We start from the raw sequence: 22,907 nt of genomic DNA, 5'->3' as shown, positions 1-22,907 counted from the left end.
CCTTATCCTTGCTTGATCCGTCCATTGTTCTCCACGCTTATTGCGTTTTCATACATGCCAGAGGTCCTCCTAATTGGCCTTCGCTAGTAAATAAAGAAAGTACGGTACACTGATGACCGTAATGACGATTCCCGTCGGCACATCTCCCCCTAGACTAACCGTACGCGTAATCGTGTCAGCCAGCACCACGACTAATCCTCCTGTCAAGCTGGCAGCCGGAACGAGAAATTTGTGATCGGGCCCAACCAGTTTTCTTGCCATATGCGGAGCGATCAAGCCAACGAAGAAAAAGCTTCCACCCACTGCCACACTGCCAGAGGCTAAAGCAACAGCTGCTATCGATAACCCCAAAAACTGCTGTTTCACGGCAAGACCCAGCCCTTGTGCCGTCTGATTGCCCAGATGGAGGGTATTCAACATGCGAGACTTGTAGAAAATATAGCCGAGTAAAATTAAGACCCAAGGTGCCAGTACGGAAATATACCGCCAATCATCGCCCCACAAGCTCCCCGCCAGCCAGTTCAGCATGAAGTTCATCTGCGAATCATCCAGCTTGATAGTCAGGAAGGTGGTCAGCGCTCCATACCCGCTTCCGAGCGCAACCCCGGTTAAGATCAAACCAATTGGCGAGATGTCTCGCCCGCGGCGATACGATAATAAGAAAATCAATCCCGCTGCCAGTAGTCCGCCTACAAAGGCCAGCAGCGGCAGAGCAATAAAGGAGCTCTTTCCTGTCGTTGCGATGAATACGACGAAGATCAGGACAAACAAACCCGATCCCGAACTAATCCCCAGTGTCCCCGGACTAGCCATGTCATTGCGCAGCAAACTCTGCATCACAACTCCAGCAGCCCCCATTCCCAGACCTACCAAAATCGACAATACGACTCGCGGCAGGCGAAAATCGAACACGATTAGATTCTGCTTGGCGGTACCGTTTCCTAGGAGAACGTTCAGTACTTCTAGCGGTGAAAGATTCATCTTGCCAGAATTCATGCTAATGACAGCAAACATAAGGATGAGCATCAAAAGCATTACATTGACGATGATGCCTCGTTGAACCGTATAACGCTGCTTGATCATTCCAACTCCCTCCTTTGCCTGCGAGCGAGGAAGAGAAAGTACGGCACACCAATGATAGAAAATATAATGCCAATCGGTGTTTCGAACGGCTTATTGATCATGCGGCCTGCAAGATCTGCTGATACGGTCAGCAACGCACCATATAGTGCAGCCGCCGGAATAATGTACCGATAATCGAGACCGACCATATATCGCACAATATGCGGGGTAATCAGACCAACAAAACCGACCGGACCAACCACGACAACAGCCAATCCTGTCAGCACGAGCACGATAATTGTTGCTACACCCTTGACCAGTCCGCTGCGAATACCGAGTCCGCTTGCCACATCATCCCCCAAACTAAGCAGGGTAACAGAAGGAGATAACGCTAGTGCCAGCAATACACCCCCAACAAATAGCGGTGAGATTATTAGCAGTTCCCCCCACTTGACCCCCGCTGTACTGCCTGCCGTCCAGAATGCCAATGCTCGGCCCAGGTTGTAATTGATCGCCAAATACTGACTGAGTGCGCCAAACAGCATGGAGATGGACAATCCTGCCAGTACCAGCCGCTGAGGCGTCATTCCGCGCTTGCCCAATGACGCGAAGAAATAAGTCATCCCCGTCGCAAGAGCTGCCCCTAAACAAGCAAACAGCATCATGTGCCCATACGAATAACCCGGCAGAAAAGCCAGGCAAAGGGCAATCGCGAATGCTGCGCCCGAGCTGATTCCCATCAGTCCTGAGTCCGCAAGCGGATTGCGCGTCGTCCCCTGCATGATAGCACCACATACCGCAAGGCTGCACCCTACGATCAGATCGGCTGCGGTTCGCGGAAGACGCAGAGTTTGAATAACTTGATGCTCAGTAAGTTTTGGATCAAATCGGAAAATAGCCTCCCATGCAGTCGCTAACCTCATGTCGGCGGCACCGAAGCTAATCGATGCCGCCGACATGAGAACCGTTAATCCAAGCCCTACCGCCATATATATGGTGAAGTTCGTCGCCCCGCGGCGTCTTTGTTCAGGCTTGTTTTTCATCTCATTTTCCTTTCCTCTTATTCATCACAAAACCCAATCGAATGTGCTTATTTAGCTAATTCCACCAATTTATTGACAATATGATCAATCAATGCACTGGAAGTCATTATATCCGTAGACCAAGATAGCGATGTTCCCACCGTTACAATCCGGTTGTTTTGCACAGCAGGAAGCGATTTCCAAACTTCATTATCAACAGGAACTACCGTATCTCCTATGGAGAGCAGATAATCCCCTATGTAAGCTCCCAAGACCTCCATTGAGATATCTCCCCAATATTTATCGGTGTCAATAATATCAGTTTTAACTTTTGACGGTGCCTGCATTTGTAGTTGATTATAAACAAGCTCGCCAACCGCATGCTTGGCTCCAGCGATGTAGTTACTTTTGTCACTGAATTCTCCCATCGTAATTGTCACGTCTGAAAGACCTTCATTCTGAAGGGCCAGCTTCGCTTCCTCGATTTTTTTGGCATAAGCATTCAGAACGGCCTCAGCCTCTTCCTGCTTGTTCAAAACACCGCCAATAAACTGGATCCGCTCTTCTGTAGTCATATCACCATAAGGGACATAAATGGTCGGGGCAATTTTGGATAAATTTTCATAATTTTCATCACCCCATGCTAAAATGATCAGATCAGGCTCAAGAGTCATCACATCTTCCGGCTCCATAGCTATTTTAATGGAGTCTGTAATCTGATTAGCAAAAACAGCCTCCGTCTCACCCCTTGACACTCTCGCCACACCTAGAGGAGTTACACCTAGGGCTACCACATCACCAATCAAATAATCAACGACAACACGCTGAGGGTTGTTAGGCACCTGAACGTCTCCTTTTATAGTAGATATCGTTCTGGTCTGCGAGACTTCCGGTTGTGTCGTCTGTTGTGTCTGTTCAGGTATTGGATTCACCGTTCCCCCGTTATTCGCTGGTGCCCCCGACGTACATGCCGACAACAATAGCATCAAGCTCATCGCCGCCGCCAAGATCATTTCTTTCCTTCTTACTTGTCCAAACATGGTTGATTCCCCATCTCTATAAGATCTGACTAGACTCACTAGTTCCCTCTCATTGTAAAGATGGTGAGAATCGTTATCAATACCATCAACCTGCATGGATAGTGCGTTTATTTTCCGATAATCACTTGGCGTCATCTTGTAATACTTCTTAAACATCCGGAACAGGTTCTTCTCATCGGCAAAACCAGATCCTATTGCGATCTCTTTAATGGTTGCTTCTGTGTGCTTCAAGTCATGACAAGCAGCTTCAATCCTTCTCTGAATGAGGTACTCCTGTAAACTCATCCCTTCCTTCTTCTTAAACAGCCGTGTCAATTGCCCGCCACTAATCCCAAACATATCTGCAATTTCTTGAAACATTATCGACTCCCTGTAATGTTTGTCGAGATATATCTTGGCTGAACAAGCTGGATCAGGCTGGAGATACCGTATTTCACCACCCGCAAAATCTCTATACACCCCATGAATCAATTGATAGAGAAAACTTTTAGCCTGCAGCTGATCCATCGCCTTGCCGCGGTTCCAGCCATTCATCATCTGTTGAAACCAATCGAACAGCAGGATCGGATTGCTTGGCGTATATCCAAACTGTTGAACAAATGGATTCACATGCTCCAATAATTGCTGCAGGTGCTTCTTGAATAAAAAAGGTAATTCTGCTTTATAAAGCACCATAAAGGTTTTCACACTATCGCCTTTAGGTGAAATACTGAGCAGACTCCCCTTCCCGCCGTGAACCAAACCAAAGCGTTCCATTCCAAAAGAGGTTTCATTCAGTTGAATTTGTGCTTCTCCTCCATATGTATAGATAAACATGCTGCTAGGCATTTTATATTGTTCCAACGGGTGTTGGGGCGCTACATTCTGAAAGCGCACATCTATTAATGTAATGATCGAACGTGTCCAAATACGGGCCATCGTATCAATCATCTCCGGTGTAAATATCTGGCTTACTTCTTCTTCCTGCATCATCCGCGCTCCCTGATCTCACTTATCAATTTATATATCACCTATGAATTGATTTTGATTATCAATATCATAACATATTACGTAAGTATATCATCATTAAGTGACATTGGGGAGCAGGAAGCGGACATTATGCTTTTCATCATCTTTTTAGAGATATAGCCTCAGAAGATTACTGAAGTTAAGTTTAAAAAGAGAACTTCAAAACCCGCGAAAATCCTTGTAAAATCAAGGTTTTTCGCGGGTTTTTATGCTTTCAGGAAAGAACTTATGCCAGTATAGCCCTGCTCTCTATCATTAACGAAATGCACGGAGCATGCATAACTGAAAAAATCACTATTGAAGAACGTTGTTGGTTATATTGACATTTTTTATTTGCCAGTATTGAATTTTGAAGAAGCTATAAAGTGGTATGAAGAGAAGCTCGGCTTTTATTGGAACGGCATTTGCTTCGCTCTCGATCAGGGACCAGCCATTATGCTCGTTACCGTTAATAACGAAGAAGAGGTAAAACTCACTTATAAATCAGACTTTGAAGGTAAGGACTATAATCAGCATTTGCTGTCATTTAAGTCCGATAACATTGAAGAAGCATATGAAACCTTAAAAGAGCGAGGAGTTTCAGTATCGGAACTCAAAACGTATGATCAGAATCGTAAAAATTTTAGATTTTATGATTTATACGGCAATAGCTTTGACGTTTGGCAACCTATACTTTAAGAAGAAATTGGCTGAATACAGGTTCTGACCTGCGCGATAACGGGGGCTGTGGTCTGGAGTTTGATTTTACTTAATTAGAAGGAAACTGATATTCAAACAATTAAAGAGAATAATAATTGATGTTTAAGCTAACTGGTACTTTAGCTTAATTAAACCGCCTTAAATAAGGGCGGTTATTCTTTTGGTTTAAAATCAACAATGAGATATAACATAGCCATTTTTAAAAAGTATCCGCAATTATCCTCTATCTGCTGTTCTGCTATCCTTGACCAAGCGTCTCCACAACGGCTGTATCCCCGAAGTTCTCGCTGAATAATAGATCAAGCAGCTTCCTTGCTGTATATTCGGGTGTCTGCAGCTTCCCTTCTTCTGCAATTTGAACAAATTGATCAACGAAAGGAAAGTTTTCCTTGCTGGCAGAACGAATTTGCGCCTGCATGTCCGTATCTATCATACCTGGGTAGACAGACGCCACTTTAACGGGATATGTTTTGCCCTGCTGTTCGAGACTGACGCTTTTAGAAAATGTATCTAAACCTGATTTGGCTGTACTATAACAGCTTTGTGATGGCAATAAGTATTTGGCGGATGCTGATGATATGTTCATAATCCGTTTATCTACATTCATGTTATGTGTTCGTTTAATAAAATTTGAAGACATGATCATTGGAGCCAATAAATTGATGTGAACGTTCTCCGTCATTTGTTCAGCAGAACTGAGCTCGATTGGAGCGACTGGCGCCAACATTCCGGCATTGTTGATCAAATAGATCGCCTCTACTTCTGCCTGTGGCACTGCAGAATGAATAACTTCGAAAACAGCTTCAATAAGTCCGTCAATTCCATTTACATGACTTAAATCAAAAGGAAAATAATCCAATCGGCAATTTATTGCGTTCGCATGCTCTATCAGTTGTTGGTTGGCTGTTCTAGAGATACAAAGCAAATGATGATTTTCATCCAATAGTTGTTCCGCTAAAGCTTCTCCAATCCCTCTGGAAGTTCCTGTTAGGATGAAGTATTTCATCTATATATCCTCCTTTCTAAGAACACTATCAACAGTTGCTCTCCATATACCCGGGTAATCCATCTCAAATTTCATCATCTTGCATCGGGATAGATTGTCTATGACGAGAGCAAGAATATGTGCTTTGGAGTCGAGTTGATCGAGCGATACCAGCCCAAAGTTGGCTCCCTTTTCTAACAGTTCATGAAAACCATTTAAAAAATCATGTTGAATTTGGAGTAAAGGTGCTCTGAATTGCTCTTCACGTTCGGCAAGCATCATAAATTCATTCAATACCCGTAATGTAGAATGGTGTTCCTTATCATCGCCGGGCAACATTTTCAAACCGCCTTCATACATACACGCTACAAAATCTTCTTTGCTAACCGAATGACATGTAAAGTAAGTCGCGAAAAAATGATCTTTAAATAAGTAATCAAATGTTCGGCTTATTAATTGTTCTTTTGAATCAAAATGATAGTAAATAGAAGGCTTGGTCATCCCCACCTTCTTAGCGATCATGCCTAAACTGGTTTTTTCGATTCCATATTCCGCAAACAACTCAAATGCAGCTTGCATCAAATGCGATGATGTTAATTCCTTTTTTGAGATGAAAATCCACTCCTTTCCTGTTCATTATAAATTGCAGGTTAAAAAACTGTCAATAATTTAACGATCGGTAGTTAAAATATTATTCATTTAACTTGTGTTGCTGCAACTCGCGAATCGTGGAACGAATACCTTCTTCAAATGGTGTGATCTTAATCTTCCCAATGTGCCGAATGAACTTCTCTCCACTGAGCACGACCGGCTCTGTCGTTAAATAAAGCATCTCAACGATCTCTTTCATAACCGGAACACCCATGCCAATTAAGGATAAACCTATCTTTCCGAGCGAGATAACGGGTTTGGATCTGCCGCTTGCTTTCTGAGCCAGACGTACTATTTCTTTGCCAGAGATTAGTCCAGTGCCTGGGATGTTCCAGTTTTGACCATAGGCCTCATCGTGATCGGCCAGCTCCACAATCATTACTGCCGCATCCGGCAGATAGATATATTCCCGAGGGACATGCATATTGCCTACGAAAAAGGCCAACTTTCCAGCAGCGATTGCTTCTAATGTAGAACCCAGATATGATGCATCGTTTGCAGTGGGACCATAATAATCCGGCAACCTGACAATACTCACTTTCGTGTTATTCCATTTGTCCGCAAACAACATATGCTCAAAAGCGAGTCTCGTCTTCCCCTTTCTCGTATGCGGCTGTTTTGGATGATCTTCGCTCACCCGATCTGTCTGTGCCTTACCGTATGGATAAATACCGTCGATCGCTACCACTTTGATTCGGAGCTGGCGGGCTGCCTCCATAACGGATTCGCCTAAAGGGATCAGTTTGCTCTCCATTTCATGGTATAGAACATTGGCACAATGGAATAAAACCTCCGTATCCTTCGCTGCTGCTACAATGTCATCCGGCCGAAAAGCATCCCCTATAGCAATTGACAAGAGGCTAGGGTTTCCTAACTTTGCCGCCAGTTTCTCCAGCTTCTGCCGCGAACGTCCAAAAGCAATCGTAGCAATTCCTCTTTTCACTAACTCCTCCGTAATCGCCGCTCCAGTTCCACCCGTCGCTCCAACAACTATTGCGTTTTTCATTATTACCATCTCCCGAACAATTAGTGATTGATCAATAACTAAACTATACTCACAAGTTATTGATTGGTCAATAACTAATTTGATGATCGATCACTTACATTGCAAAAAGAGCCGCATCGGATAACTGCCGATACGACTCTTTGAAGATTGCTATTTTTTGGAGTATACAATTTTTTTAATACTGCAGGAAGAGAGAAAAAAGCAATCCGAGAGCTGGTCAATGGTCTCCCCAGCAGAAAATCGATGACGGATCTCCTCATTGCGTCGAATCAGATTCATTCTGCCTCCAGACGCTTCTCCCCATTTTTTGCGTATCCCTTTAGGCTTCGGAATATACACCATCTCACCGTGTACATACTTCTGCATTTCTTTCAACAACGCTTCCGGGAAAACAAGATCAGCTTTTACATATTTCATATTTGCTCCGCTCCTTAAAATAATAGTTCTTTTTAAGGGAGCAAAGCCTTTGCTATAAACAATTCAATGATCCTGTCATGTTATGGCGGAAAAAAATCAATTAAGCTCTATGCAAACAACCGCCGTTGTTTATAGTAAAGACTTTGCATAGAGCGGCTTTCTAATCTATTCTCAACTTTTTTCATGGGAACTTCCCCCCTTCTCTAGTTGCTATACCCAGTTATTAGGTGATGTTATTCGTATATTCGCTACTTTATTCCAAATACCTTCTCATCTTTCAACTTCCCCATACAATTGACCGCAAGCGGCTCCAATATCCGATCCGAATTGCGTTCGAACTGTCACATTGATTCCTTTGGACTTCAGCACTTGAACGAAAGTCATCAGTCGGTTCCGATCCGATTGTTCATATCGCTCAGAGGTCTCATCGGTCGAATTATAAGGAATCAAGTTCACATGATACAGATGCTCCCACAAGCCTCTACCCCGCAACAAAGCGGCAACCGCTTCGGCATGTTCTAGCGAATCATTAGTTCCTCTAAGCATAATATAAGCAATATACACCTTCCTCCCCGTATGCTGGATATGACGATCTAACGCCTTCATGACCTCTTGCAGCGGGAAACGGTCATTGATTGGCATCAATTCGCTTCTCTGTTCGTCAAATGGAGAATGTAACGAAAAGGTTAGATTCACTTGCGGATACTCTTCCATCAGCCTATACATTCCGGGCAGTATGCCGATGGTAGAAACCGTTATTCTTCGATGCCCCAATCCGAATAGCTGGGGGTCGGTCAATAGGGACAATGCATCGAATAAATGAGGATTTGCAAGCGCCTCGCCCATTCCCATGAAAGAGACACTGTCTAAAGCATGACCTTTCATGTGAAAATGAAGCAGCTGATCCGTTATTTCGTCTGCTGTTAAATTTCGTTTCAAGCCAATTGTACCTGTTGCGCAAAAACGGCAGCGAAAGCCACAGCCGCATTGAGACGAAATACAATACGATTCCCAACCTCGCTTATAGCGCAATCGAACGGCCTCCACCCGTTCTCCGCCTGCTACAGCAAACAGAATTTTGCTTACTTGCGAGGATTGTTTCTCCAATACAGGTGTGACGCTGCTTACTGAATTTCCGAGTTCTTGAATCAGCTTATCTCGCAGCGATTGGGGCAGCATCTTCATTTGTTCAAATTCACGAATTCTATGCTGAAAGATCGCGGTCGTGATCTGACGATATCTATAGCTTGGCTGTTTCATTCCTAATATGATTTGTTGAATCTTCTCATATTTCGAAGTTTGTTTCATTCTTTTCTCCTTTTAAGCACGGAGAAAAACGCAAAAAAGCACCCAGGCCGCCGGTGCTTTTTCGCGCTTTACGTTAACCAAGCTATATTGAACTACACTACACGATAATTGATATACCGCAAAGTGAGTTTAATCTATAGGAGGATAACGTTCCGGTAGCTGCTTCGTTGTTATTTTTGTGAACCATGCCGGTATTCAAGTGCAATGACAGGTCCACATTAACATCTACAACCTCAAGCATCCCGTACACCCTCCTTCAACTTCCGCGAATTTTTAATTAAAGCTCAATAATCTTTGTAGCGACGTTCTGGCAAAACTCCCGGTCATGCTCGACAAATAGAATCGTTGGCTTATATTCAAGTAATAGCTCTTCAATCTGCATCCGTGAGATCACATCAATGAAATTAAGCGGCTCATCCCAAATTTGCAAATGAACCTTCTCGCATAGACTTTTTGCAAGCAGCACTTTCTTCTTTTGACCGCCGCTATAAGCGGAAATGTCCTTTTCGAATTGAACTCTGGAAAAATCCAGCTTCCTCAAGATCGATTTAAAAAGACTTTCGTCAATGTCGTTCTCTCTCGCGTAGTCCGTAAGATTTCCTTGTAAATGTGATGTATCTTGTGAGACATAGGAAATTTTAAGCTGGCTGCCCTTTCGGAAAGTGCCCGTATAGTCGATATTCTCTCCGCATATCAATTTGATGAGGCTTGATTTCCCGGATCCGTTTTTACCCGAGAGCGCAATACGATCGCCCTGTTCAATCGTGAAGCTAACCGGCGGGCAAACCTGCTTCTCACCGTAATAGATCGATACATTCTCGAGCTCTGCAAGCTGATGTTTATGATAAACAAGCTGGGAGATTTTCAAGCTCTCGGCGCTTTCAATATTTTTGAGAAGTGCAGACTTCTCCTCCATCGCAGAATGTTGCCTTTGCTCAATCGATTTGGAGCGTTTCATCATTTTTGCAGCCTTATGGCCGATGTATCCTTTATCCACCTTGGAACCGGAGTTTCTCGTTCCGTTTTTCGTTTTCTCCACTTCATGCGACCAGCTGTTCGTTCGTTTGGACGCTTCCGACAACCGCTTCACATCTTTCCGAAGCTTCTCGTTTTCTGCGAGCTCGAAGTCGTCCTGCCGCTGTTTGTTTTCCCACCACTCGGAGAAATTTCCGCTTTGAATTTCTACATTCGTTTTATTGATGGACAAAATGTGGTCGACGCAGTTGTCGAGAAACGCCCGGTCATGGGACACAAGAATAAATCCGCTTTTGCTGTTCAGATACTCGCTGACCAACTGCCTCGCTTCCATGTCCAGATGATTCGTTGGCTCATCAATCAGCAGAAAGCTATTTTCCTTGAGAAAGAGGGCCGCCAACAATACTTTCGTCTGCTCCCCGTTGGATAAAGAACCGAAGGGCCGATAGAGCACATCCTCCGATACCTTAAGCAGCGAAAGCTCCCGCATCAGCTCCCAATGCACATAATCGGGATAAATGGCATCAACGATGTCTATCGTATTCTCTTCCTTGTTCTCCACCTGGAAAGGAAAATACTCGAAGCTGACCTTCGCCGAAATCGAACCGCTGTATTCATATTTGCCTAAGAGCAGATTCAGGAATGTCGTTTTCCCTCTGCCGTTACGGCCTGTAAAACCAAGCTTCCAATCGGTATCGATTTGGAAACTAACCTTTTCAAAAATGTTATCGTAGCTGCCGTCATAAGCAAACGTCAAATTCGTTACATTGATTAATGACATGGAACATAACCTCCTGTATCAAAAAAATAAGAGCCACAAGAAAGTTACCTTCCCGTGGCTCAAATAAATACAGCAAACCCTACCCTGGTGTGGACAGAGTAAAGTAAGGCTATCCCGTTTGAGTGAAAAGAATAAGTAACTTTCTTGCATATGTCAATAAAGAATAAAACAAGCGTGAAACAAGCGCGAAGAATGCTTCCGCTTTAACTGTTTTATTGTTTAATATCGATAGCAAGAAATCCTACATTATTCCATTCAACTCCTCAGTTTTAAATTAGAGGTATCATATCATATGTTTTTTATGAATTCAACCCGTTACTCTGTACGAAACGATCATCGCTGCGGTAAGCAAAAGTAAGATAACGTTAAGATAGAATTCGATCGCAGATAATATTCCGCTGCTATACTATTCATAAAAGGCTGCATGAATGAACTGGGGGACTCGTTATGGTCGAATGGATTCAGCAAGCGGAAGGCATATGGCAGTACATTGTATTATTCTTATTAGCAGCAGCACCATGGCTCGATGTTTTTGTCGTTGTACCGTTAGGAATCGTTGCGAAAATGCCGCCTGTTGCCGTGGCAGTTACTGGTTTTGCGGGCAATTTTCTGATGACTTTACTGATTGGCATTTTCTTTAAACATTTTCTAAGCTGGAGAGAAAAGCGGAAATTGAAGAAAGGCATTAAGGCCCCATCGAAAAAAGAAACCCGTGCCCGCCAAGTATGGGAACGTTACGGTCTTCCCGGCTTGGCCTTGCTGGCGCCCGTTATTCTCGGTACCGATATCGCAACGTTATTGGCGCTGTCTTTCGGCTCATCGCGAGTTCGCGTCATTCAATGGATGGCGGTTAGCCTTGCCGTATGGACCATTGTGATGACTCTTGGCTCTGTATACGGGTTTAGTTATATGAAATGGATCTAATATAAACGAGGACAGAATGTGAGATCGAATCATCCGCATGCGGGTTGCTCGGTCTCTTTTTTTATTCAATCTAGATCAAGCTGAAACAGCAGAGAGTCTCTATCCGGATAAGCATAGCTAACAGGAAGCTCCTCTTTCGCTATTTCCTTAAAACCATTTTTCTTGTAAAACCGGTGTGACCTTGCGGCTACCGACGGCGAATCCAGCAGGATCGTCCTTGCCCCGTGATCTGCCGCAAATTGAAGCAAAGTATCATATAACGCTTTGCCGATTCCGATCTCCTTGCCGCGATAGTCCTCGTGTACGAAAAACTTCTTCAATACGTACACCTCATCTGTTTTCTTCATCAGTCCAATTGAACCGACAAGCTGTTGATCCGCTAACGCTATCCAGAAACCGCCACCTGCATTCAAATAATGCTCTCTGATATCGACAATATCGATCTGTTCCTCAATCGTTATTCCCAGCCCTTGCTCGCCATTCTGAACACTCAGAATAAATTGAATCACTTCTGACTTATATTGTTCGTCGTAGCTTTGTATCATTCCAATCTTCCTCCCGCTTGTTTTTTGTTCAGTGTAATTACTCATTCAACGATACAAAACAATTATCTATTCGTAAAATTGAAATATTCGAAATGATGTATCGATTTTTATGATATTATGGAGATGATCACGAAGAAAGCGGTGGAAGCATGGAAATTCGTCATTTCATCACGTTGAAAAAAATTATTGAATACGGCAGTTTTAGCCTTGCCGCAGAACATATGGGCTACACCCAATCAACTGTTACTTCGCATATTCAGGCGCTTGAATCGCATTTGAATACGCCGGTGTTCGACCGCATCGGACGCAGGGTTCAGTTAACCGAAGCGGGAAAGAAGCTTCTTCAGTACGCGGATGAAATATTGAAAACCTATGAGAAAATAGAACATATTACAGAGTCAAATGGCACTGTTACAGGCGAGCTTAAAATTGCAGCGCCGGAGTCGCTAACCGTCTATCGATTAGAGCCCATCCTGAAAGAATACCGCTCAGCCTTCCCTCATGTTCGCGTTAAATTAAGCAATGCGACTTGCGGCGATAACAAAAAAGCGCTTCTAAGCGGTGAAGCCGATATCGCCTTTATGATGTGGCCGGAACTGACGGAGGAGGATCTTATCGTTACTCCCTTGTCGGAAGAACCCATTGTATTAGTGGGGAGCATTGAGCATCCTTTGAACTTGTTAACGGAGCGCAGCCACCCTAACCGTCTGGACGATTGCTTGATTGCAAATGAGAAGGATTGCAGCTATCGAACGTTGTTTGAGGCTTATCTAAGGCAAAGAAATCTGCATCCAACACACATTATGGAGCTGTGGAGCATTGAAGCGATTAAACGCTGCGTAAGCAGCGGACTAGGTATTGCTTATTTGCCCCTCATTTGTGTGGAGGAGGAACTAAAGAACAATCAATTAAAAACAATTGCTTATGAAGGAACGATTCCTAAAATTTACTCACATATGGTTCATCACAAGAATAAATGGCTTTCACCGGCGCTCTCCGGTTTTATTCAATTGACCAAGAAGCATGCTCAGACCTGGGCGACCACCAGCATGGATTAAGTAAGAACATAGCAAAAGGCCGCGTCCCATGACGCGGCCTTTTGTTGTGCCCTTCTCCTATTCAAATATAGGTTCATTTCCAAATAAATCGGATTCCATTATTCTTCTGTAATAAATCGTTTGCCGAGCAGCCACATTGCGCTGCTTAAGACGAAGAAATAGAGAGGCATCGTCATTAATGACCCGTTATGAAGAGTGCTCATCCCCCATGTCGTCAGGCTAACGAGCAAGTAATAGCCTAAGCTGAAAATGGCGCCCGCTGTCCCCGCAACATCATGGAAACGGACAAGCGCGAGGCTCAAGCAATTGGGCAAAGCGATGCCCGCACCCATCAGCATTACGAAAACACTCATTAACATACATCCCATGATAATTACAGGGGGCAATACGAAGAGACCACTCGCAATCGTTAATAATAAGGCTCCAATGGTCATGACCAAACAACCAATATGAATTATCTTTTCCGGTGTATGAATAGGCAGCAGTTTTCTTGAAAACATGGCTCCGATAACCGAAGCTGCTGCTACAACTATACCCATGAAACCATAAACGCCCGGCGATAATTGAAAGTGTTCGATAAATATAAACGGAGCCTCCGCATAATAGCTGAACAGAATTCCGTTAATACCGCCGATCAGCAATCCAAATACGAGCACACGCGGCAGTGAAGCCATTTTTCGAACAATGGGTAAAATAGCTGCCTTCTGCCGTTTGGAAACTTCCGTCGTCTCGGGCAGTTTAATATAAGCATAAATAAACAATAAGGCGCTCATCATGACCAACGTCATGAAAACGGCCCTAAAGCCAAATGCTTGATCCACCCATCCGCCAAGAAGCGGACCTACGGCCGGAGTAAAAGCGATGACAGCGGAAATTTGAGCAAACATCGCATGGCGCTTCGCTCCCGATACGCTTTCCCGAAGAATCGTCTGCGTAATAATGGAGCCTGTTGCCGCTCCAAACGCTTGAATGAACCGGCTCGCCAGCAATAGTTGAATCGAATCCGCGTAATAACACATTACGCTTCCGATGCCATAGATCAGCAGGCCGCCCAGCATCGCATTTCTTCGTCCGATATAATCAGATAACCATCCCCAGCAAAAAACGCCTATTGCAAATCCGATGAAATAAATGCTTAAGGTCAATTGTACCGAGCGGTTTGACGCGCCTAGCGCTTTAGAAATATCGGGTAAAGAAGGTGTATAGATCGTCTCACTAATTTGTGGAAACGCAACAAGAACAATCATTAACAGTAAAGATGGCACACCATATTTTTTCATTATATATTCGCCCTCCTAAAGGCTTACATTCTAGAAATAAATAGAATATAGCCTAGCTAGGGAAACGGGGGCATCATTATGGCAAGACGATTATAAATCATCATGATGATCATGGCCTTTCTCAATTTGGATGTAGGAGTAGGAGGGCTTGCTTGTTAGAGGCTTGTGATAAAAAACTTATTATAGCTCACATCTGACGAAACTGGCAGTAAAAAACTAGAAAACCGCTAGCACCAATAACTATAAGGGTCAGCGGGCTTTTTGAAGCAGCGTTTCTTTCATCCGCACTGACGCGCCTATCCCTGCTAATAAGGGCAGCAACGCGACCAATCCCATCGCCCAATAAATGTTGATGAAATCGGTGAGCAGTCCGGCAAGTATGGCACCAAGCGCATAACCGATATCCCGCCAAAAACGATATACGCCCATAATAGACGCGCGCATATGCGGCTGTGCAACATCGCTTATCGCTGCTTGAAGCGTCGGATAGACTAGAGCGGTTCCCAACCCGAGCAAGATCGATCCGGTAAACCACATTGGGAATGAATGAGAGAGCAGAATCCACCAGATGGCAGCCCCCTGCAGAATCATACCGCTGACAATCAATTTCTTACGTCCAACCCGATCGCTCAAATAGCCGGTGAATAATTGACAGCAGCCCCATGCGACCGGATAAGCCGCAATAATTAGACCGCTCTTCCCTACGCTCAATCCTTGCATGAGCAAAAATAGCGGAAACAATCCCCAAGCCATACCATCTTTCAAATTGGTCGCAATGCCCGCTAATGTACTGCTGGACAAATTACGGTCTTTCCATGATGCCAGCCAAAAAATTTCACGTGCCGATAGCGAAGTCTTCCCCTGCTGCACCGATTGCAGCCGAAGATGCTCCTCTGTGCTGCGAACCGTTAACGATAAGACGAGTCCGATTGCAATAAAGACAAATCCGAGCAGAAATGGTTCGGGCCGCAAGGAGTAAGAAGCGGCTACATAACCGGATAACATCGCGGCCAGCGAAAGCCCGACATACCCGGCTGCTTCATTTAAACCAATTGCAAGTCCGCGTTGATTGGCTTTGACCAAATCGATCTTCATATTAACGGTCATCGACCAGGTTAACGCTTGATTGATGCCAAGGAATACATTAGCCGCTACGATCACCCACCATTCATGCGCCACGATAACTAATAGCGGAACAAAGAAGCCGATGATCCAGCCCAAGATAAGCACTTTTTTCCGGCCTAACCGGTCTGCGATTTGTCCGGCAAAGTAATTGACGATGCCTTTGGATAATCCAAACGAAACGATAAAGGAAAGCGCGGCGCTGGTCGAGGCCAAAGCAAATTGCTTTTCCCCAACCAACGGCAGGACAGTTCGCTCTAAACCAACCATGGAGCCAACGAATAAATTGATAATCAGGAGCAGTGAAAACGTGCCGATATTTTCTTTTATCCCATGCTTAACAATAGCTTTCGCAGGAGCACTTGCCATCTTAATTGCCAGGCCTTATATCGCTATGCCCCATGTTATAAGCGCGAATCTGCTGGAATCCTGCAGGCGGTTCAGGAATTTCAAGTGTCATATGATCAACGAAGGCGTTTTCCGTCTTCAATTGAAGCGCTTGATTATACAGCTTCTCGTAGCCGATCGTCGAGGCCGGCTTCCCGCTCAAGCTTCGGCCGCATAGTGAGCCTGAATATGCGCCCGGATATATCTCTACATGGTCCGGCAATACAAGCAGCTTATCATGCAGACTCCTATAGAGCTGCGCTGCACCTTGCCTCACATCATTGGCTAGCTCCGTTCGGCCAACATCGCCAATCATTAGCGTATGGCCTGTCGCAACGAACCATGGACCCTCTCCCCTTGTTAGATCCGCTACAACGATTGAGATATGTTCGGGTGTATGGCCTGGTGTGTGCAAGATCGTAAGAACTGTGTTGCCAAGCACAATCTTATCGCCATCATCTACCGGTGTATACGTAAAATCAACCTCAACCGAACGATGCAGCAGATACGCTGCACCTGTCTTCTTAGCCAGCTCTCTTGCTCCGGAAATATGATCGGCGTGGAGATGCGTATCGATGACATAACGGATATCCATTTGCAGTCGTTTGGACTCTTGAATATAGAAGTCTACTTGATCCTCCATAGGATCAACAACTACGCCTTGCGATTGACCCCCGCAGCCAAAAAAATAAGAAATCGCGATAGGATCGCGGTGTAAATACTGTCGGAATATCATGAAGGGACCCTCCTAAAAAGTTTTGCGAAGCAAAACTTGCTTCGAAAGCATCAACTTAATTTTTGCGAAGCAAAAATCACTTCGAAAGCATATGCCTAAGTTTTGCGAAGCAAAAATTACTTCGAAAGCATCAACTTAATTTTTGTGAAGCAAAAATTACTTCGAAAGCATCAACACTACTCAATTCTCCGAGATGGCCTTTTCTAGTAGCAGCAAAGCTTCGTCCAGCTCTTCTTTCTTCGTGTAACGTCCCACGCTGAAACGGATTGCTCCGCGGGCCGTCGACTCGTCAACCTGCATCGCCTTGAGCACAGGTGATATAGTTGTCAGTCCGGCATGGCAGGCTGATCCGGTGGACGCGGCTACTTGAGGGATTTTGCTCAATATATTATTGCCGTCATATCCGACGAAGCTTACATTCACGGTGTTCGGCAATCGATTGACCGGCGAGCCGTTCAACTGTACCAAGCTTCCGAATCGGGCATACAACTGCTCCAGCAAATATTGCCCTAAGATTTGAAGGCTTTGACCCTCCTGAGCTTGCATGGCCAGTTCGGCCGCTTTCCCCAGCGCCACTATGTAGGGCACATTCTCCGTTCCTGCTCGCATACCGCGTTCATGACCAGCTCCGTGAGTAAATGACTCTATCAGAGTGCCTCTGCGTACATATAAAGCGCCAATTCCTTTCGGTGCATACAATTTATGTCCGGCTACTGACAACAAATCTACACCAAGCTCATCGACATGAACCGGAATTTTCCCCGCAGATTGTGCTGCATCCGTGTGGAATACAATATTGTGCTTGGCAGCAATTTGAGCGATATCACGAAGCGGTTGAATAGAGCCTACTTCATTGTTCGCATGCATGACCGTTATGAGAATGGTCTGATCGGTAATGGCAGCTTCGATCGCTTCAGGCGACACGCATCCCGTCTCGTCCACTTCTACATAGGTAACTTCCGCTCCCAAACGCTCTAGAAAGGAACAAGGATTGAGGATAGCCGGATGCTCTACGGTTGTTGTGATGATGTGATTTCCTTTTTCTTTTAGAGCATAATAAACGCCCTTCAAAGCATGATTGTTGGATTCACTGCCCCCGCTTGTAAAAACAATCTCGTCTGGATCACAATTCAGCAATGCAGCAACGTTGGCTCGCGCCGTTTGGATCGCTTCCTTAACACCTGCTGAAGCCCAATGGCTGGAGGAAGGATTGCCGTAGCTTCCTTTCAAATAGGGATACATCGCATCGACAACCTCAGGTGCAATCGGCGTGCTTGCGTTGTAGTCCAAATAGATTTGCCTCATTCCGTTCTGCCTCCCTTATACTGCTCCCACTCCAGAATTCCCTCTTCAATGCGAAATGCATGATAGCCATATTCCTGTAAAAACTGGACGGCCTGCGTCGCGTATATACAATACGGTCCTCTGCAATAGGCTACGATTTCTCTTTCTTTGGGCAGAGCAGCAAATTGAGCTTCCAATTCATCGATTGGAATCGATAGCGCTCCTGGAATATGAGCCGTTTGAAACTCATCTTTCGGACGAACGTCCAGCAGAACAACTTCGTTGCTGTTCATTTTGGAGACAAGCTCCTCTATCGTCAGCGTTTGAATGTCAGAGAAGTTTTGCTGATATTCCTTTTTAATTTGCTGCACGTCCGTTAATTGCACTTCACCTATGTTCCATAATGAGAGTAAGAACTCTGCGATTTGGGGATTCGCAAGCTCGTAGAACACATAATTTCCCTGCTTATGATATTTCACTAATCGCGATTCCGAAAGCACTTGAAGATGTTTGGACACGTTCGCGATGCTTGTATTCGTACTGGATGCCAGACGCTCCACCGCTTTAGGTCCTTGAGACAGTAGATGAAGAATTTCGAGTCGTTTCTCACTAGACATGCTTTTACCGATTCGTGCGAACTGACGGTATAAACTGTCTTTAAATTCACGGCTTAGTTGTTGTAGATCCGTCATAAAGCCAGCACCTCTATTCAACTTATTAGTTGAATAGTAAAACAGTGAGATATAAAAGTCAATCTATTTCACCGTAAAACAAAAAAAGGCTGCCTCCTGCGAGGCAACCTTCTAGAGTGATCAAACTGAGAATCTGCATGACTACAGAGTCAACTGGTGCAGCACTAGCTTCTCAAGCTGCTTGATGGCATCATCCACGCTGGATGCCTGAATAACTGAGCTAACCTCTTCATTATGTTCCCCAGAAGAATGCGTGTACTTGGGATCATAGTAATAGTTAAGCAGCATTTCCACAGCAGCATGATATTTTTCGCTTAATAGACATGATTCAATCTCTGCCGCAATCGGCGTATGGATGCGAGATTTAATAAGCCGAAACGAATCGATACATTCATCGATATGCTCCCATGGCTTATAGTCCTCTATAATCTGTACGATTCGAGCTTCGAGAGGCAAATCCAGACGAATGTGATGCGCTTTCGCACGTACATTCATCATAAGCTCAGGAACCGTAATTTTACCTATTCGGCGGCCTTCAGCTTCAAACATAACATAAGGAGAGCGGCTACTTGCCTGCAAATCTTGAAGCAGCAGCGCATCAAACATTTTCTGGTTATGGGCGTTCAAACCAATTCCGCCAAAAATCGAACCCCTGTGGCCGGCATAGCCTTCCAAATCCAATACCGGATGGCCGTTATCTTTCATTTTCCGCAAAATTGCGGTTTTACCGCTTCCCGTATTTCCATGGAGCACAAATGCTTGCGGTTCAAAATGCAGCTGTTGCAATTGCTCCACAACATATTGCCGGTAAGCCCGATACCCGCCGGATATCCGGTAAACACGTATGCCCATCAGCGATAATACTGTCGCTGTCGTTTTGCTTCGCATACCCCCGCGCCAACAAAAAACCGCCTTATTATCGGCTATTTCAGCAAATTTTTTAATGAAAGCAGGAAGCTTGGCAGATACAATCTCCAAACCTCTCTCTTTTGCAGCTGACACGCTAACTTGCTTATAAAGCGTCCCAATCTCCGCTCTCTCCTGATCATTGAATATGGGAATATTGAGACTGCCCGGGATCGATGCTTCTGCATACTCAGAAGGAGATCTAACGTCGATCAGGACAAGCTCCTTCCGGCTTCGAAGCTCCGAGCATTCTTCGACTGTAATATCTTGAAACATATTCTTATGCTCCTTAATAGATGAAGTTACACGACTCTAATCTGTCCTGCATGCGCCGAGGTTGCTTCTCCGATAATATTCGCCTCGACTCCGGCTTGTTGAAGCTCGCCAAGCATCGATTCAGCCTGTTCCGCAGCAACGGCAATTAACAAACCGCCAGAGGTTACAGCATCACAAAGAATCCATTGATCGATCTGATCCATTGCGGCAGGAAAAGTTACATCTTGCTCAATATGTTTAAAGTTATTTTTTGTCCCGCCCGGTACGCATCCGGACTCCGCAAGCTCTCGGACACGCGGCAGCTTTGGCACGGACTCATTGACTATGACGATTCCGACTCCGCTTCCTTTTGCCATTTCCAGAGCATGTCCCATCAAACCAAAACCGGTCACATCCGTACAAGCATGAGCGTCATACCGGTTCATAATTTCAGCTGAGGTTTTATTCAAAGCAGCCATTACATTGGTAACCCTCTTCACTTCTTCCTCACTCAACAACTCTTTCTTGATAGAGGTCGTCATAATGCCAACGCCGATTGGTTTTGTCAGAATGAGCTTGTCTCCCGGTTGAGCACCTGCATTGGTTTTCACTCGATCCGGATGAATAAGGCCTGTAACAGCCAGACCAAACTTTGGCTCTTTATCATCAATCGAATGGCCGCCTACAAGAGTGGCGCCAGCTTCTTTCACTTTATCGGCGGCACCGCGTAAAATGTCGGTCAAGATGCTTTTATCCAATGTAGCAATCGGGAATGCCACAATATTTAACACCGTTAATGGCTTTCCTCCCATCGCATAGATGTCGCTGATCGCGTTTGCCGCCGCAATTTGTCCGAAAGAATACGGGTCATCCACAATTGGCGTAAAAAAATCGACCGTTTGAACGAGAGCCGTATCGTCGCTTATGCGAAAAACACCTGCATCATCGCTCGTTTCAATACCGACAAGCAAATCGGGATTTCGCTCTACTGGCGGCAGACCTGCTATTACCTGTTTAAGATCGGCAGGACCGATTTTACAGCCGCAGCCTCCCTTGCTGGATAATGACGTTAATTTAATGGAATGATTAGCATTCATCTTTGTCCATCCCTCTCTCACCTAGCTATTGTACTCTATATCGAAATCGTACCTGATGCACGCTGGGAACGCAAACAAAACGGCCGATCACCGGGAAAATAACGGGATGCGGCCGCTGCTGGACGATAGCTTTATTGTACCTATCTATGGATTAACGGATGAATGCTCCGCAGTCTCTTCTTTGAAATCAAGCGATTCGATCTGTTTAAGCTTCCGCTGTCTTAGCTTTTTACGTATAAACAGAAAGAGAAGGATGAGCGGAACGCCGATTACGAGCAAATATAAGGATACATTCTTCACCATATGTTCAGCCGAACGGCCGTAAACATAGAACAATATACCAATCGAATAAAACTTAACGGCTCTGCCTATAGAGGCAAAAGCCAGCAGCTTCCATAGCGGAAATCGGAGCGAGCCCGAGATGATCGTGAATACTTTAAACGGAATTGGCGTGAAGGAACCGATCAGGATGGCGGCCTCCCCATTCTTTTGAAACAGATTCATTGCTTTGTCGACCCAGTCCTTCTTGAGCAATTTGTTCAGCACAGAGCTTCCGATCATTCGCCCGATGAAGTAGCCAACCGGTGTACCTAACAAACATGCAAAAAAACCTGCTGTTGCAATCCAAAGCGCATTAGATGGGTTAAGCATGCTGAGCGGGAGCTGCAAAAAAAGGGCAGGAATCGGGAAGATTATAGCATCCATGAAAGAATGAATGAACAGTCCTAGTGTTCCAAACTCTGCTAGATAATCGATTATTTTTTGTAACATATACGCCTCTCTTCATGATGACTTTACCCGCAAGGAGCATGTACAAGCCAGTCCCTGCGGGTGTTATTCTAGATTTAGCTTGCTTACAGTCTGCAGCCGCCTCCATCAACCATTAACGTTTGTCCCGTTATATAGTCAGAATCTTGGCTGGCGAAAAACACGACTGCCCGTCCAATATCTTGTTCGACGTCCCCTACCCGGCGCATCGGAATTTTAGACAACGTCTCTTGGAAATGTTCGGGCATATGCTCTGCCCACATTTGAACGCCCGGCGAATTGGCAAACGGACAAATGACATTCACTTTCACGCCATATGGACCAAACTCATTAGCTGCGACCCGCGATAGACCACGAACTGCTTCCTTGGCTGCTGCATAGGCTGCCTGATTCAAATCACCAGTGATGCCGGCTCCCGATGCAAAGTTAATAATATGTCCCTTTGTTTTTTTCAAATAAGGGAGTGCATGTTGCATCAAGTAAAAGGTTGGGAAAAACCCTGTTTTAAAAGGCATTTCCAAATCTTCAGGAGTCAATTCTTCAAATGGCTTTACTCTTGAAGCTTGTGCATTGTTGACGAGAATATCGATTTGGCCAAATGTAAATGCCGTATGACTTATAATTGGAGAAAGGGTTTGAAAATCAGCTAAATCTGCGTGAATGAAAATGGAATCTGGCGAGATCTCTTGCAATTCTGCTATAGCTCTTTCCCCTGCCTCTTTGTTGTAATCCACGATTACAACCTTCGCGCCTTCTTTAACAAATGCTTTTGCAATGCCATTTCCCACGCCTGATGCTCCGCCTGTAATGATGGCTACTTTATTTGCTAGTTTTGTCATCATAATCACCTCAACCTATATTTTTGTAAATCTAACCCTATATGAAATTCCGATCCGCTA

The 22,907-nt window shown here is 44.8% G+C and carries 22 protein-coding genes; 3 read left to right on the top strand and 19 right to left on the bottom strand.

Annotation, left to right across the window (positions count from 1 at the left end; translation table 11 throughout):
• Positions 1–69: 69 nt before the first annotated feature.
• Genes IEX98_RS12215 through IEX98_RS12205 form a run of 3 tightly spaced genes read right to left on the bottom strand, consistent with a single transcriptional unit; the run spans position 70 to position 4,096 of the window.
• A complete protein-coding gene (locus IEX98_RS12215) occupies positions 70–1,083 on the bottom strand; it encodes a FecCD family ABC transporter permease (protein WP_188889477.1) in 1,014 nt (337 codons plus the stop codon).
• Positions 1,080–2,105, bottom strand: a complete 1,026-nt coding sequence (locus IEX98_RS12210) for a FecCD family ABC transporter permease (protein WP_188889476.1) — start codon at positions 2,103–2,105, stop codon at positions 1,080–1,082. The genes IEX98_RS12215 and IEX98_RS12210 overlap by 4 nt, the downstream gene beginning before the upstream one ends.
• 47 nt (positions 2,106–2,152) lie before the next feature.
• A complete protein-coding gene (locus IEX98_RS12205) occupies positions 2,153–4,096 on the bottom strand; it encodes an AraC family transcriptional regulator (RefSeq protein WP_188889475.1) in 1,944 nt (647 codons plus the stop codon).
• Positions 4,097–4,429: 333 nt separating this feature from the next.
• On the opposite strand from IEX98_RS12205, the gene IEX98_RS12200 reads away from it, so the two are divergent.
• Positions 4,430–4,810 (top strand): VOC family protein, encoded by a 381-nt coding sequence (locus IEX98_RS12200; protein WP_188889474.1) that lies wholly within the window; start codon positions 4,430–4,432, stop codon positions 4,808–4,810.
• 259 nt (positions 4,811–5,069) lie between these two features.
• Here IEX98_RS12200 and IEX98_RS12195 read toward each other — a convergent pair whose 3' ends face one another.
• The 6 genes from IEX98_RS12195 to IEX98_RS12170 all read right to left on the bottom strand — a co-directional run bounded on the left by IEX98_RS12195 (position 5,070) and on the right by IEX98_RS12170 (position 10,954).
• Positions 5,070–5,837: a (S)-benzoin forming benzil reductase gene (locus IEX98_RS12195; RefSeq protein WP_188889473.1), complete on the bottom strand. Its 768-nt coding sequence runs from the start codon at positions 5,835–5,837 to the stop codon at positions 5,070–5,072.
• Positions 5,838–6,395 carry a TetR/AcrR family transcriptional regulator gene (locus IEX98_RS12190; RefSeq protein ID WP_188889835.1) on the bottom strand — a complete coding sequence of 186 codons (558 nt, stop codon included), beginning with the start codon at positions 6,393–6,395 and terminating at the stop codon, positions 5,838–5,840. It lies immediately after the preceding gene.
• Positions 6,396–6,507: 112 nt separating this feature from the next.
• Positions 6,508–7,473: an SDR family NAD(P)-dependent oxidoreductase gene (locus IEX98_RS12185; RefSeq protein ID WP_188889472.1), complete on the bottom strand. Its 966-nt coding sequence runs from the start codon at positions 7,471–7,473 to the stop codon at positions 6,508–6,510.
• A gap of 150 nt (positions 7,474–7,623) precedes the next feature.
• Positions 7,624–7,890 carry a CD3324 family protein gene (locus IEX98_RS12180; RefSeq protein ID WP_188889471.1) on the bottom strand — a complete coding sequence of 89 codons (267 nt, stop codon included), beginning with the start codon at positions 7,888–7,890 and terminating at the stop codon, positions 7,624–7,626.
• Between the two features lie 270 nt (positions 7,891–8,160).
• Positions 8,161–9,198, bottom strand: a complete 1,038-nt coding sequence (locus tag IEX98_RS12175; protein ID WP_188889470.1) for a Cfr family 23S rRNA (adenine(2503)-C(8))-methyltransferase — start codon at positions 9,196–9,198, stop codon at positions 8,161–8,163.
• Between the two features lie 277 nt (positions 9,199–9,475).
• Positions 9,476–10,954, bottom strand: coding sequence for an Lsa family ABC-F type ribosomal protection protein (locus IEX98_RS12170; protein ID WP_188889469.1), 1,479 nt, complete (start codon positions 10,952–10,954; stop codon positions 9,476–9,478).
• A 447-nt stretch (positions 10,955–11,401) separates the two neighbouring features.
• Here IEX98_RS12170 and IEX98_RS12165 point away from each other — a divergent pair, with 447 nt between their 5' ends.
• Positions 11,402–11,878, top strand: a complete 477-nt coding sequence (locus IEX98_RS12165; RefSeq protein WP_188889468.1) for a small multi-drug export protein — start codon at positions 11,402–11,404, stop codon at positions 11,876–11,878.
• A gap of 65 nt (positions 11,879–11,943) precedes the next feature.
• Here the strand turns inward: IEX98_RS12165 and IEX98_RS12160 are convergent, their stop codons facing one another.
• Positions 11,944–12,423, bottom strand: a complete 480-nt coding sequence (locus tag IEX98_RS12160; RefSeq protein ID WP_188889467.1) for a GNAT family N-acetyltransferase — start codon at positions 12,421–12,423, stop codon at positions 11,944–11,946.
• Between the two features lie 149 nt (positions 12,424–12,572).
• Here IEX98_RS12160 and IEX98_RS12155 point away from each other — a divergent pair, with 149 nt between their 5' ends.
• On the top strand, positions 12,573–13,481 hold the full coding sequence (locus IEX98_RS12155; RefSeq protein ID WP_188889466.1) for a LysR family transcriptional regulator: 909 nt from the start codon (positions 12,573–12,575) through the stop codon (positions 13,479–13,481).
• Positions 13,482–13,579: 98 nt separating this feature from the next.
• Here IEX98_RS12155 and IEX98_RS12150 read toward each other — a convergent pair whose 3' ends face one another.
• The 9 genes from IEX98_RS12150 to IEX98_RS12110 all read right to left on the bottom strand — a co-directional run bounded on the left by IEX98_RS12150 (position 13,580) and on the right by IEX98_RS12110 (position 22,847).
• Positions 13,580–14,761 carry a multidrug effflux MFS transporter gene (locus tag IEX98_RS12150; RefSeq protein ID WP_188889465.1) on the bottom strand — a complete coding sequence of 394 codons (1,182 nt, stop codon included), beginning with the start codon at positions 14,759–14,761 and terminating at the stop codon, positions 13,580–13,582.
• Positions 14,762–15,010: 249 nt separating this feature from the next.
• Positions 15,011–16,252: an MFS transporter gene (locus tag IEX98_RS12145; protein WP_188889464.1), complete on the bottom strand. Its 1,242-nt coding sequence runs from the start codon at positions 16,250–16,252 to the stop codon at positions 15,011–15,013.
• Position 16,253: 1 nt separating this feature from the next.
• Entirely contained in the window at positions 16,254–17,006 is a 753-nt protein-coding gene (locus tag IEX98_RS12140; RefSeq protein WP_188889463.1) for an MBL fold metallo-hydrolase, read from the bottom strand.
• A 180-nt stretch (positions 17,007–17,186) separates the two neighbouring features.
• Entirely contained in the window at positions 17,187–18,311 is a 1,125-nt protein-coding gene (locus IEX98_RS12135; protein WP_188889462.1) for a cysteine desulfurase family protein, read from the bottom strand.
• Positions 18,308–18,982: an ArsR/SmtB family transcription factor gene (locus tag IEX98_RS12130; protein WP_188889461.1), complete on the bottom strand. Its 675-nt coding sequence runs from the start codon at positions 18,980–18,982 to the stop codon at positions 18,308–18,310. Before IEX98_RS12130 ends, IEX98_RS12135 begins: the two co-directional genes overlap by 4 nt.
• Positions 18,983–19,123: 141 nt before the next feature.
• Entirely contained in the window at positions 19,124–20,164 is a 1,041-nt protein-coding gene (gene mnmH, locus IEX98_RS12125; RefSeq protein WP_188889460.1) for a tRNA 2-selenouridine(34) synthase MnmH, read from the bottom strand.
• 26 nt (positions 20,165–20,190) lie between these two features.
• The gene (gene selD / locus IEX98_RS12120; RefSeq protein WP_188889459.1) at positions 20,191–21,240 is read right to left on the bottom strand and encodes a selenide, water dikinase SelD; all 1,050 of its coding nucleotides are present in this window, start codon (positions 21,238–21,240) and stop codon (positions 20,191–20,193) included.
• A gap of 144 nt (positions 21,241–21,384) precedes the next feature.
• The gene (locus IEX98_RS12115) at positions 21,385–22,011 is read right to left on the bottom strand and encodes a YqaA family protein (RefSeq protein WP_188889458.1); all 627 of its coding nucleotides are present in this window, start codon (positions 22,009–22,011) and stop codon (positions 21,385–21,387) included.
• An 83-nt stretch (positions 22,012–22,094) separates the two neighbouring features.
• Positions 22,095–22,847, bottom strand: a complete 753-nt coding sequence (locus IEX98_RS12110; protein ID WP_188889834.1) for an SDR family NAD(P)-dependent oxidoreductase — start codon at positions 22,845–22,847, stop codon at positions 22,095–22,097.
• Between the last annotated feature and the right edge of the window lie 60 nt (positions 22,848–22,907).

It is taken from the genome of Paenibacillus radicis (ex Gao et al. 2016) (assembly GCF_014641555.1).
GTDB lineage: Bacteria > Bacillota > Bacilli > Paenibacillales > Paenibacillaceae > Pristimantibacillus > Pristimantibacillus radicis.
Note: the sequence above shows the minus strand (reverse complement) of the source record. Positions and strands in the feature narration are given on the sequence as shown.